Here is a 12,652-nt window from a genome sequence, read left to right as displayed (position 1 = left end):
CCGCAGACACTTAGGCAAAGCTCCGACCAAGTGACAGGGCGTTTCCATGCTGCCTTTCTGAGCATCAGTTCAATAGCGCCGTATCGCCCTACCCCAACTGCAAAAAGAACCGACCAATCCCCGCGCCTGTCCTCTCTGAAAAGTCCTCATCCAGAAACAGATACCCCATGCCATCCGAAAGCACGCCTTTATGCTCAGGCAGCGCTCTATCCAGATCGCCCCCATAAATGGAAACCCTTCTACGCCCTGCCCCCGCTGAAACAGGCGACTGCAGCCAAGCGTCCACGCCATCCAACTTCGAGGCCAGGTTTTCATCATCGTCCACGTCGGCGTTCACCCCTAGCCGCACCGTCCCGCGATCTGAAATCGGCTGAGCCGCCTCATTCCGCTCGGAACCGGCTCGAACATAGCCCATGACAATTGCTTGCGAACGACCGTCAATGGCGCGCAGCTTTCGATAGTGAGCCACTTCACCCGGCTGATAAGGCATAAAAACCGAAACCCAATAATTCCTGTCGATCAAGGCTCCTGAAAACCAGCTTCCAGGCAAGGCCATGAGGTGTGTGAGCGGCACTCCATCAGGCGAACAGGGCCAAGCCAGATCAGTGGGCAGGCAGGCCCCAGCACCGACATAAGCATCTTTTTTCTCAGGTATTTCACAGGTAAACGTCAGCTCATCAAACATCCGTATCTTTCCGCTTAGTTAATGATTCCAACACGTGACTTTCCAACTGAGACGTCTATTTAAATGGATGAATCCTCTCGTCATCCGCAGAAATGACCGGGAGCAACTTACTGGCGGTCAACCAGGATATGCCGAATGCGATCAAGCCAACCCGCTCACAATAAAAAGTAAGTCTCGGAATAAAGCCAGATAACGCATCATTAAAAACATGATCAACAACCATCACCAGCATTGAAAAAACTATTGCAACGCCACAGAAGGTATAAATCACCGATCGCCGCCTTGCCTCAACATGCCCCTTGGACTCAGCACGCCCACGAAACAAGTAACAAAAATAAGCCAATATGGAAAACATCACAGCAGCAGAAACATAGTGCACATGAGGTATGGTTTCTATATATCCATTACACCCGCATGGAAATATTGCAACACCAAATGCGGCAACGGCCGCCACTTTACTAAGCAACATCTCTTTTCGCGAAAAGCCATTGTACGCGAGCATAAAAGCAGATATCGCAAAAAGCAACCCAACAAACAAATTGCGCCCCCATTCACTCTCATGATACGAAGCACTTATAGAAGTTATGTCCCCTCCCGAAAGAAAGTCCGTTACATTCGCAAGCACCATGGCTATTATGCCCACTTGCAACTTTATCGTATTGTTATCTACTTCAGGTCGCTGAGGCGTTGAAAGCATAACCTGTTCCTCATATAGTCTGATTTTCATCAGAGCTTTTCAGGTACACCGTTGCCCCGGCGTGAATCGGATTGACAAACCTAGGCGCCGGGGCATTTTAAATCCATCTATAGGTGTTCCATCAGTCTTGTCGACACTGCGGAAATTACATCTTTATCAGACCAATACTCACCATGGCTCGCGACGTTCCATGACGAAAGTATGCCACCGGCATTAATCGAATGATCATGAACAATATTGTAATTCTTTCCAAGTTGGCGTAATGGCCAGCCTAATACGTCATCCTGATCATAGTAGTTATCCCAGGTAAAATTGGGGCTTGGCGGATCAAAGCAAACCCTTGCGTCCAGACCTGAGACGAAGATGGGGATATTGCACCCCGTTGTAATTAGATTATTGAGCGACTTCAGCTTAAGAAAATTCGCCTTCGGACCGGTATCGGGTGATGAAAATATATACCTTCCATTTTGGGCATCCCACAGATAATTCGATATGACTTGGCAACCCAAAGACTGAGCAATCAAAACTATTGGCGTATTCGGATCACTACCGCACTCTTCGAATGCAGACAACAAAACATTTTGGATTTCTTTTTGGACAGCTAGATATTTGCTCGGGTCCTTTTGCGCACTGTATTCCAAAGACCCGGCATCCCCAAAACCAAACAGAAAGAATTGTCGTATTTTCAGCGCATCAAGCTCATTGGTTTTCTCCTTCAACATGGCATTCCATAGCTCATCCTGAGGACCTTGTAAAACAGGGGCATACTGTATGTTCTTGAAGGATACTTTATCCCACTTCTTACTCCCGAGCTTTTCGATGACCCCCTCTTCAAGATCTCGAAAATATCCCGGTTTGATTTTCCCCATGCCATGAATCGTTATCAGTGCGACGCTTTTCATGAATGACTCCTTTCTTCGGAAGGTACATCTGACGCTTGGCCACATAGCTGCAATAGTGACCTAGATATAAACCAAGTCGAGCACATATCGCCCGTGAAGTAATATTCCTGAGTCGCCACTATGTAATCAGGAAGCATATTGCCGATTAATAGTTGATCTACTGTGGCTGCTGGGGAAAGCATGGTGGTTAGAGAAGAACAGCCAAAAAGTTCAATTTTATATGGAAAAATGTGGAAGCTCGGGCTTGTCGACGTAGTACTACTCATTGGTAGATCCCTCTAAAACACGCTTCATTTAGATGTTTATAGCTCAGATAGTGGCAATGTGCTCCGAGCTCACCAATGAACCAAAAAACTCATCATTGAACGATGCAACCCATAGATAGAGGCCAGCCCCCCCCAAGGTCGACTCTCAAGGTATGTCAAAATTGGCTGCGCACCGGGCACTACAACGCGATGCAGGAACTGATCAAGCGCCTCTGGGGAAAACCAGGCTCCCCGCCCCTTCAACCTCGACGTGAATGCCCATGAACCCGCACCTCGCCCATCTTGTTTCCGACTACCAGGCCAGCATCCGCACGGCTGTCGAACTGATGCAACAATCCGCCATTCCCCTCCCCGCCAGCAACGCCGATTGGGTGGGAACCGATATCCCGGATCAAGGAGAACTAGCTGGCGGTATTCGTTACTTCAAGCACGGTTTTGGCTGCGCCGTTCACTTACCCACAGCAACGGTGAGCTTTGACTTTGGCGAGCAGGGAGAAATCGACGGAGTAACCCTATCGAGGCTGGCCGGCTTTGCCGAGAATAGGCTCCTGGAATACGGTTTTGCGGATGAGAATGAACTAAAGCACTGCTTCGACAACGAAGTGGCAGCAGGCTCCCTAGTGTATTCAGGCTATATCCTTTACTACGTCGCAACCGCCAAACCCCAAGCGAGAAGGCTCGAAGATAGCCACCCCCTTCATCACCCGAGCAACCCGAAAGCACATCATGAAATTCACCTCAGCCGACCAACTCATCGACCCAAAAACCATCGGCTATCGCAGCCTGGGCTTCGGCGAGGCACTGACGATCCCAGCAGCGCCCTATGAACTGCGCATCCACCACCACGATCTGCCGCAGTGTTTTCTTGACTGCGCCGACACCTTCGCCGCCGAATGCAAAACCGACGATATCGACCAGGGTTTTGTCGACATTCCGGAGCTTGCACAGCTGGGTTACCCAAGCTTCAGGGCGCTCTTGCAAGACCATCCCGATCTGGCGGCGCGCCTGGTGCAGGACTACCTGTATTTCGAGTTGTTGTTTTCGCTGTTCCCGCATTCAAGCGGCCTTAATGTCGTGATCAACAGCATCACCCGCGTCAGCTCAAAAGAAGGCGTCATGCTGCTGACGGGCGAGACCTACGCTGCCAAACAGTCATGAAGAAGCCCTGGCCTCAGGATCGATACCGGGAATCAGGCCGATGATGTCAAACAACGAATCACTATCGAGCGCGGTCCGAGCCCTCTGCCTGGCGGCTTGATGCGCCTTCAAGGCGATGGAAGATCCATCGCCTCAAACAGTGCAACCTCAAGTACCGAGAACATCAACAATCGGTGTGTACTGCGGACTATTCTCAACAGCGATTTATCGCACCTTTTTGGTGCGCCTGCACCTTTATTGTTCGCAAAAAAAAATGATGACACGTTAACTAAGACTGGATACTCTCCCGTCCAAGAGAAAGGAATCTCGTTGTACTAGTACACCCCTATTGGTATCGGACAAGGATGTGACATACATGTCTTCCCTAATTACCTCGCCTGCCACTCTCTACGAAACCGTCGGTGACGGCGTAGAGTCGAGTAATGCCTCATGGAGTTTCGGAGGCAGTACCCCGCAACACTTTGACTCCCATGTTTCGAAGTCCGTACCTAAATATAAGGACGGGCATAACATCGTGCTGTCGCTCAGCGACTTTTTTGTAAAGAGTGATAGCACCTGCTACGAACTGGGTAGTTCCACCGGCACCCTCACTCGGCAACTTGCACAGCGTCACTGCGCCTCGGTGAAGTGGGTGGGCATTGATGTGGAAGAGGCCATGACGCGCAAGGCGAATGAGCTCTTGAGCGCGTCGCCGCAGCACAACGTCAGCTTCGTTACCGACGATATCCTGACCTTTCCCTATGAAAAAAGTGATCTGATAGTTGCTTATTACACTATTCAGTTCGTGCACCCGCGCATTCGCCAAGCCTTGTTCGATCGTATCTACGAGACCTTGAACTGGGGCGGTGCTTTTATCATGTTTGAAAAAGTACGCGGCCCAGATGCACGCTTTCAAGACATTCTCAGCAGCCTGTATGTAGATTATAAGCGCGACCAAGGTTATAACGCCGAGGAAATCCTGGCGAAGACCAGAAGTTTGAAAGGTGTACTTGAGCCTTTTTCCACGGCCGGCAATATCGACATGTTATCCCGCGCCGGCTTCAAGGATATAACCAGTATTTTCAAATATATTTGCTTTGAAGGCTTCTTCTGCATTAAGTGAATGGAGCTTCATTGTGAGTACAACTATAGAACAACAGTATTTGCAACTATTGCAAATGCCTGAAACCTTTCGTGCGCAGAAAATGGATTGTGAACTTTGCAATTCCAAAGATCATCGGGTTTTGCTGGAAAGTGTCCAGGGCCCCGGTGACCAGGCGGTGGCATTGCCAGTGCTCGGCTGCCAGGATTGTGGGCATATTTTCCAGCAATACCGCTTCGACGAAGCCTTCTACAGCGCTTACTACGACAAGTTCTACCGCCTGAGTTTGTTCGGCAATACGGAGCCGGAGCGCGCCTTCTTTCTGGACCAGGTACGCCGCGGCGAACATCTGTATCAGTACCTGCAAGATGTGCTTCCCGCCAAAGGCAAAATGCTTGACGTCGGTTGCTCCGCCGGCGGCCTGATGATTCCTTTTGCCAAGCGCGGCTGGACAGTCAGAGGCAATGACCCCGACCGGGCCTACGTCGAATACGGCAAGAATATCGGCCTGGACATCGACCTGGTGGGCGCCGAACACATGAGCCCCACGGGTGATTACAACCTGATCATCATCAATGGTTCGCTGGAGCATGTTCATGACGTCAACCAGGTCATGCAGCTTTGCCGGCAGGCCAGTGCCGAGGACGGATTGCTGCTGATTGAAGGTCGCGCGTTGGGTTATGGCATCAAACAAGGGTTTCTAACCCATAACCATCGCCGCTACTTGAGTGCCAGCAGTATCGAGCACCTGATGTACCGGCATGGTTGGGAGCCGATCCAGACCACCCATGAGCCCGTGTGCGGGCCGACCCGACCGGGGGCGGTGTTCGTACTGGGGCGAGCCTGTGCCCAGCCTGCCACCGAGCACCTCGATAGCATCAAGGCTCAGGGCCGCAAGGCACTGCAGGAGTCCTACATGCCAAGCCTGCACTCGATGCGACCCCGCACATGAGTGCCTCGGCCTATGCCCTCGAAAAGTCGAGTGCCCGCGTCCATTCCTGTTTCAGGGATGATCTGGTCGTGACACCACCGCCAGCAGACGCGGTCACCCGGCGCTACAACCTCTACGACCCCCGTAGTGATATCGGTTTTGAACTGGGCCAGGCCGAGTACTCACTTGCCTTGCTGTTCGATGGCCAGCGAAACCTGCAAGCGATTGTCGACGCCGCCCTGGCGCAGCATCGAATCAAGGTCAGCCCCGAGAAGCTTGCGCAGTTCGAGCGCAAACTGCTCAACCTGAAACTGCTGAGCAGCGAGCAAACGGATCATAAAAAGGACCTGCGCGATCCCGCCACGGGCATAACCTATGGCCCGCTGAAAGAGCATTTGCTGATTAACCTGGTTAAAACCAACCCGCAGCCATTGCTTGATCATCTTTACCGGTTGGCGCCCTGGTGCTGCCGCGCGGCATTCATTTTGCCGCTGCTGGCCTTGTCCCTGTTGAGCTTCGTGTACCTGGGCGCGCACTTGGACAGCTTCATGGCCGATGTCAGCGCCACCTATATCCACAGTTACCGCTGGCTGCTCTGGCACTTCCCGGTGATCCTGACCTCCATCGCCCTTCACGAACTGGGGCACGCGATGGCCTGTCGTCACTATGGGGTCAAGGTCAACGATTTCGGGATCGGCATCTACTTGTTGCTCGCCACCGGTTGGGTACGTCCGGTGCAGACGCAATGGTCGCAGCTACCGCTGAACCAACGGGTGATCACCATTCTGGCAGGCCCCTTGGTCAGCCTTCTGTATGCGGGAGTGGGCATTGCCCTGTGGGCGATGTTCCGTGACACCCAAGGGGTTTTACCCGCCCTTTTCGTGGTGATGATCGTGGCTTCGTGCATTTCCCTCATCCCCACCCTGCTGCCCATCTTCAATGGCGACACCTACCTGGCGATTACCGAAGTGCTGGGGCAACCGCGCCTGCGCCAGCGTGCTTTCAACTATGTAAAGCGCCATTGGCGCAGCGCGCCGCAGGAAAGCCTTTCCCCTGCATTGCGCAGGCTCTACTGGAGCACATTCCTGTTGACCTGCCTGGGCTGGGTCATCGCCTGGAGCTTCATCGCAGCCACCCTGATTCGCCTTTTCAACCACCCATAAGGACAGTGTCATGACTCAACCTACAGTGACTCCGGCTATTGCCGCCATGGATGAACCCACCACCACAACCGCCCCGGCCGACGTCGCGCCGCAAGCCCTTACCGATGCACCGTTCGAGGAGTTCGACCTCGACGATATCGAAATCATCGAAAGCAAAGTTTTCGCCTGATCGCTCCGAGCTTCCTCGGCTTGACGTCGAGGGAGCCTCCCCTTCCTCAAACTGGGCAACCACATGGCTCACTTCGTTAAGCCCGAACCGATTGGTGTGGGTATCCAGTACAACCCCGAGATCCTCGACTGGTTTCCATTTGAGGACATCGAAGTCGATGTGCTGGAAATACTGCTCGACAACATCATGGCCCCTATGGATGGCCCGCAGATCATCAAGCCCGCGGCCCAGGCGATGATCAATCGGCTGGCTGAGAAATTCACCTTGCTGGCGCATTCCAACTACGGTTGCGACTTTGGTTTCAGCCCGCTTGAAGAAACCGCCGCTGTGCAACGCCATGTGCCCCTGGCCAAGATGCTGAACAGCCCATGGGTCGCCAACCATTGTTTTTATGGCGACAACTCCTGGCTGGATATCTGGAGCAGCCCGCTGCAGTTTTCCAATGCAGAGGTTCTGCGCTGCGCCGAACGCGCGAAGGCTTTGCAGGCACATTATGGGATGCCACTGGCCCATGAAAACGCCGCCTATTACTTGCAATGCCCGGGTGCAGAAATGCGCGAAGCCGAGTTCCTGGCCCGTCTCGTGCAGCAGTCCGGCACCTTCTTGCACCTGGACTTGCACAACATCTACACCAACCACCTGAACCTGAAAAACTTCGACTTGCGCGACTACCTCGACACCTTGCCGTTGGACAAGGTGATCTCTGTGCATCTGGCAGGTGGCAGCTGGCATGAGGGGCTCTACCACGACTGGCATGACTCGTGTGTGCCCGAACCTGTTTGGGATCTGTACCAGGAACTCATGTCCCGCTGCCAACCCTCGGCGATCATCCTCGAATACCAGGGGCAGGCTCACCACGCACTGACACGCGTGATGGACGCCAACGACGAACACATGATCGTCACCGATGTGCGGCGCGCACAGAACATCTGGAATCACTACACAAAAGCGGCACAGGAGCTGACGCATGGATGCTGAGCAGGTCTGGAAGCTGTGGCGACGCCTGCTACGCGATGAAACACTGCAGCAGCAGTTGTTCGAAGCTCAAGGCGCGACTCAATGGCTGGAACACTTTCCTGATAACGAGCGGGTGATTCTGCAGGCCTATGGCAGTCAGTTTGAAAGAGTGAAATGGTTCGTCGAAAACTATCAGTTCCGCTTGGTCAATTCCTTTATCAATGCGCTGGAAACCGGCGCGCCATTGACGCTGCGCGCGCTGCTCAACATCGACCTGGACCTGCCGGCACTGTCCAAGGCATTCCTGCGCCAACAAGAGTGGTTCGACTACGGGCCAAGAGTGTATGGCTATTGCGATGCGGCATTGGGCTTTCTGCTCGAGCGCCAGGAACTCGCCGACTACCCGCAGATTCGCGACCTGATGGGCCTTGAACGCGAATCTGTGCGCCTCTACATCGGGCTGGTGGAAACCAGTGCCGCAGTGCCGGGCACTTATCAACGCACCGACGGTGCACGCATTTACCAGAGTCGCTATGCGCTGTCGCACTGGTTGCGTGATAAAAGCCTGCTCGGGCGTAGCAGACCGGAGGAAGCCAGCGAGCACATCTTGGTGTATTTGCCCACCCCTGAGGCGCGCCACAAATTCACCCTGATCAGCCCGCGCGCTGCGTACCTCTATCACTGCCTGGAGCAACCACAGTCACTCGCAAGCTTGATGCAGATACTGGGTTCCAGCGCCGCACAACCCAGCGGCGAAGACTTGGCACTGCTCGATAAGCTGCATCGACTCAACGCCATCAGGATGCCAGCCTAGACCATGGAAAGCTCACAGTACTTCTGGCTGCGCTCGACCGGCTTCCCCATTCATCACTTGACGGATCTGGGCCGATTCGCCGACCTGCCGGCATGCCGCGCCTTCGAGCAAGACTTCCGCTCCTTGCAGACGCTGAAGGCGACGCTACTTGAAAAGGCCAACGCGCATTCGCCCCAGGCCTGCCGCAAATTCATCCGCAAACTCAACGAGAACCAGGCCCTGCAACCCACCGATCTGCCAGAAGTACTGCGCGAACCTCTCGGTGGGGCTTTGCAACACTGGAATGCTTTGCTGGCGCGAACGTCAGCGCCTGAAGAAGCCGCCCGGGAATATGACGCCTATCTGGAGAGCGCCCGCCAAGGGCTGATCGACTTCCTGGATGACGAAGCGGTGGCCGAGGCCTTGTTCATCTCCAACCCGTCGGCGTTGACACGCATCCGTGAGCTGATCAGGGATCGGCACAGCAGGAACGACAGCCGCAAAAAGCAGAAGCTGCGCTTGGGCTGGAGTTACGCGCAACGTTTCTGCGCCAAGAACGATACCTCCAGTTTTTTCGGACCTTTGGCCTGGGGCCGGTTCGATACCCGGCAGACGGCCAATGTGCATCTGACCCAGGATGACACGGCGTGGATCAAGGATCGCCACACCTTCTTCGAGAATTGGGTGGTACAGCGGTTGGTCGAACAGATCAACCAGCAATGCCCAGACACCGACCTTATGCCCTTGCAGCTCAATACCGGCTGCTACCTGCACGAACAGACCCTGTTCATGCCGATTGGCAAAAGCCAGCGCCTCAACCCGCAAACCGCCCAGGTACTGCAGTACATCAGCGAGCACCCGGGTCGAGCCGCCACTTATGCGGGGATATTGAACAACTGTCCGGAAGATGCGGCTGGCACATTGCGCGATCTGCTGGAGCACCTGGTGAGCAAACGTATCGTGCGCCGGGGCTGGCAAATGTCACCCCGTGAGCGTCACCCCATCGTGCAGCTGCAACGCTGTTTGGCCAACGCGGGGGTATCCGACCCGTTCAACCAGCTCTGGCAATCGCGCCTTGAAGCACTGGAGGGCTTGCGCCGTGACTATGCCCACGGCGACCTGATGCGTCGGACCGAATGCCTGGAACGCTTGAACCAACTGCTTGGCGAGGCCGGGGTCGACCTCAGCCGAGAAACCGGCGCCATGTATGTCGGGCGTTACCCGCTGTACGAAGATTGTTCGAGAAACATGAACATCAGCCTTGGGCAAGCCATGCTCGACCAAATCAACCAAGAACTGGCGCCGCTGATGCGCATCAATCAGTGGCTGATCAAAGCCATCGCGCACCAGCTCAATCAGGCCTTCATTGAGGTCTGGGAGCAGCGCCAGGTGGCCAACCCCGGCAAACCGGTTGATTTTCTCGACCTGCTCAACACCCTTGCCCCTCTGTTGCCTGCACTTGAGGCGCGCATCATCGGCGACCTCGATCAGTGCCTGGAAACCGCTTGGGCGCAACTGCTGCAGGACTTCCCGGAGCATGCCGAAGTGCGTCTTTGTGCTGCGGACGTCGAGCGCCTGATCAGCCTGCTGAACACTCGTCTGGATGTCGAAGGCTTCGAGGTGTTCGGCAGCGACTTTCACTCTCCGGATATCCTGCTCTCCAGCGCGTCGGTCGAGGCTTTCAATCGCGGCGACTACGAAATCATCGTCGGTGAAGTGCACCCGGCAGTTCATACGCTGAGCCAGCCCGTTGCCGCCCCGTTCGGACCCTTCAATACGCAGATAAACCAACAGGTGGAGGCGATTTTCCAACGCCCGCGCCTGGTACTGGCTGACTCGCCCGAGAGCTATCAGCGCTCCCACATCGACTGGCCATTGCAGCCCTCCTACCTGCAATTGGTGCTGCCGTCTGGCGGCGGTTGTGTCGCAGCGCACCAGCAGTTTGCCGCCGGCAGGGCAAAAGTGCTGCGGGTGAACGGTCGCCTGCAAGTGGTCGACGCCCTAGGTCAGTTCAGCGAAGACTTGCTGTGCGTGTATTCCACGCCCTTGCATCGGCTGGGCTTCGCCCTGGCCGGCAGCGCCGTGGCCAAACACGATCACCGCCGTATCTGGTTGGGCCGGACCCTCTACAAGCGCGCTTCCTGGCTATTTGCCCGCGATCGCCTGCCGGAACCGAAGGGCTCGATCGACGAGCTTGAACACACCCTGCAATGGCGTGCCTGGGCTGGCGCTCATGGTTTGCCCCGCTATGCCTTCGTCAAGATCGATACCGAACCCAAACCGCTGTTCCTCGACTTCGACAACCCTTTGTCCTTCGACGGCATCAGCAATGCGCTGAAGAACGCTGGCCACGTCAAGTTCTCGGAAATGCGACCGTGCCCCGATGAACTTTGGCTTGAAGAGGCACGGGGGCGTTTCTGCTGTGAAATACGCACAACCTTTTCCACATGCGAGGCTCTTGCGACATGAGTAAAGAAAATACAGCCTCTTGCGCCAAGGCCGACCAGGAAATAAAGCACACGTTTGTGTACCTGTTTTTGACCATATTCATTCCCTTTGGCCTCGGCCATTTCGTCTCGTACCTGTTTCGCACGGTCAACGCTTTGATCTATGTGGACCTGGAGCAGGAACTGCACCTGCCGGCCAGCAGCATGGGCCTGCTGACCGGCGTGTACTTTCTGACCTTCGCCGCGGCGCAGATTCCGCTCGGCGTCATGCTCGACCGCTACGGTCCGCGCAGCGTGCAGGCCCCCATGCTGTTGTTCGCGGTATTGGGCTCGCTGATTTTCAGCTTCTCCCATACTGAGCTGGGTCTGATCATCGGTCGCGGCCTGATCGGCCTGGGGGTTGCCGGTTCGCTGATGAGTGCGATCAAGGCGTGCACCATCTGGCTGCCGGTCGAGCGCCTGCCGCTGAGTACGGCGTGCCTGTTGTCGGTAGGCGGCCTGGGCGCCATGGCGTCCACCACGCCGCTGCATGAACTGCTCAAGTGGATCTCATGGCGTGAAGCGTTCTTGATTCTGGCGCTGTTGACTCTGTTCGTCAGCGCGGTCATTCACCTGAGCGTGCCGCGCACCTACAAACCCAAGCACACCACTCTGGCCGAAATGTCCAAGGCCGTGGGGACGCTTTACTCCTCGTGGGTATTCTGGCGACTGGCGTTGTACTCGGTGTTTGCCCATGCGATCTACATGTCGGTGCTGTCGCTGTGGATGGGACCGTGGCTACGCGATGTCGCCCAGCTGAGCGAGTCGAGCATGGCCAATACCTTGCTCTGGGGCACCGTGGCGATGGTGGCAGGTTCGCTGGCCTTCGGCTCGATCACCGACTACCTGCGCCGCTTTGGTGTGCAGCCGATCATGGTGTGCGGCGCCGGGGTTGCGATCTTCATCGTGTTTCAATCGCTGATGATCAGCGGACTGCCGGTGTCGCCGCTGCTGATTGCCATGGGGTTCAGCTTCTTCGGCACCTCCACCACCATGAACTACGCGATCGTAGCCCAGTCGGTATCGCCTGAACTGGCCGGGCGGGTCAGCTCGTCGTTCAACCTGGTGGTGTTCGTGCTGGCGTTCGCCTTGCAATGGTTGATGGGAGAGATCCTGAACCTGTGGCCGGCCAGTGGACAAGGGCATCCGGTGGAGGCTTATCAGTGGTCGCTGGGCGTGATGATTGCGTTGCAGGTACCTGGGGTGTTGCTGTGGCTGAGTTTCAAACCGTGGCAACTGAAAACAGCGACGGCGCGGTAAACGCTGACGGCCAGCTGGTCTTCGTTGACCACAGGTCCGTCAACCCGCCGCAAAAACCCGTCAGTTGCGCTGCGTATGAGCGAGCAAGGCATGCTCAGCATCGA

Annotated in this window: 13 protein-coding genes; 10 read left to right on the top strand and 3 right to left on the bottom strand. The window is 55.5% G+C overall.

The genetic code is table 11. From position 1 onward, the window contains the following. Positions 1 to 88: 88 nt before the first annotated feature. From KHO49_RS30755 to KHO49_RS30745, 3 genes are all read right to left on the bottom strand, one after another. Positions 89 to 685, bottom strand: a complete 597-nt coding sequence (locus KHO49_RS30755; protein ID WP_213666472.1) for a hypothetical protein — start codon at positions 683 to 685, stop codon at positions 89 to 91. A gap of 55 nt (positions 686 to 740) precedes the next feature. Further along, positions 741 to 1,412, bottom strand: coding sequence for a DUF998 domain-containing protein (locus tag KHO49_RS30750; RefSeq protein ID WP_249735896.1), 672 nt, complete (start codon positions 1,410 to 1,412; stop codon positions 741 to 743). 77 nt (positions 1,413 to 1,489) lie between these two features. Then, positions 1,490 to 2,284 (bottom strand): hypothetical protein, encoded by a 795-nt coding sequence (locus KHO49_RS30745; RefSeq protein WP_213666471.1) that lies wholly within the window; start codon positions 2,282 to 2,284, stop codon positions 1,490 to 1,492. Positions 2,285 to 2,804: 520 nt separating this feature from the next. Here KHO49_RS30745 and KHO49_RS31690 point away from each other — a divergent pair. The 10 genes from KHO49_RS31690 to KHO49_RS30700 all read left to right on the top strand — a co-directional run bounded on the left by KHO49_RS31690 (position 2,805) and on the right by KHO49_RS30700 (position 12,548). After that, a complete protein-coding gene (locus tag KHO49_RS31690) occupies positions 2,805 to 3,377 on the top strand; it encodes a DUF6896 domain-containing protein (protein WP_502938132.1) in 573 nt (190 codons plus the stop codon). Beyond that, on the top strand, positions 3,277 to 3,708 hold the full coding sequence (locus KHO49_RS30740) for a hypothetical protein (RefSeq protein WP_213666470.1): 432 nt from the start codon (positions 3,277 to 3,279) through the stop codon (positions 3,706 to 3,708). Before KHO49_RS31690 ends, KHO49_RS30740 begins: the two co-directional genes overlap by 101 nt. 355 nt (positions 3,709 to 4,063) lie before the next feature. Beyond that, positions 4,064 to 4,810, top strand: coding sequence for a methyltransferase domain-containing protein (locus KHO49_RS30735; protein ID WP_102879149.1), 747 nt, complete (start codon positions 4,064 to 4,066; stop codon positions 4,808 to 4,810). A gap of 121 nt (positions 4,811 to 4,931) precedes the next feature. Continuing rightward, a complete protein-coding gene (locus KHO49_RS30730; RefSeq protein ID WP_249735895.1) occupies positions 4,932 to 5,741 on the top strand; it encodes a class I SAM-dependent methyltransferase in 810 nt (269 codons plus the stop codon). Positions 5,742 to 5,809: 68 nt separating this feature from the next. Then, a complete protein-coding gene (locus tag KHO49_RS31390) occupies positions 5,810 to 6,883 on the top strand; it encodes a M50 family metallopeptidase (protein ID WP_110596925.1) in 1,074 nt (357 codons plus the stop codon). Positions 6,884 to 6,893: 10 nt separating this feature from the next. Then, positions 6,894 to 7,052 (top strand): 3-thiaglutamate biosynthesis pearlin carrier peptide TglA, encoded by a 159-nt coding sequence (tglA, locus tag KHO49_RS30720; RefSeq protein ID WP_185021120.1) that lies wholly within the window; start codon positions 6,894 to 6,896, stop codon positions 7,050 to 7,052. Positions 7,053 to 7,115: 63 nt separating this feature from the next. Beyond that, positions 7,116 to 8,030 (top strand): peptidyl (S)-2-mercaptoglycine synthase subunit TglH, encoded by a 915-nt coding sequence (tglH, locus tag KHO49_RS30715; protein ID WP_102879147.1) that lies wholly within the window; start codon positions 7,116 to 7,118, stop codon positions 8,028 to 8,030. Beyond that, entirely contained in the window at positions 8,020 to 8,823 is an 804-nt protein-coding gene (gene tglI / locus KHO49_RS30710; RefSeq protein ID WP_110653317.1) for a peptidyl (S)-2-mercaptoglycine synthase subunit TglI, read from the top strand. Before tglH ends, tglI begins: the two co-directional genes overlap by 11 nt. A gap of 3 nt (positions 8,824 to 8,826) precedes the next feature. Beyond that, a complete protein-coding gene (locus KHO49_RS30705; RefSeq protein ID WP_213666469.1) occupies positions 8,827 to 11,271 on the top strand; it encodes a lantibiotic dehydratase in 2,445 nt (814 codons plus the stop codon). Continuing rightward, positions 11,268 to 12,548: an MFS transporter gene (locus KHO49_RS30700; protein WP_110653319.1), complete on the top strand. Its 1,281-nt coding sequence runs from the start codon at positions 11,268 to 11,270 to the stop codon at positions 12,546 to 12,548. Before KHO49_RS30705 ends, KHO49_RS30700 begins: the two co-directional genes overlap by 4 nt. Positions 12,549 to 12,652 lie beyond the last annotated feature (104 nt).

Origin of the sequence: Pseudomonas sp. RC4D1, from assembly GCF_018390395.1 — a bacterium.
GTDB classification, from domain to species: domain Bacteria; phylum Pseudomonadota; class Gammaproteobacteria; order Pseudomonadales; family Pseudomonadaceae; genus Aquipseudomonas; species Aquipseudomonas danubii.
The sequence above is the reverse complement of the archived record's forward strand: the minus strand, read 5'-3'. Positions and strand labels throughout refer to the sequence as shown.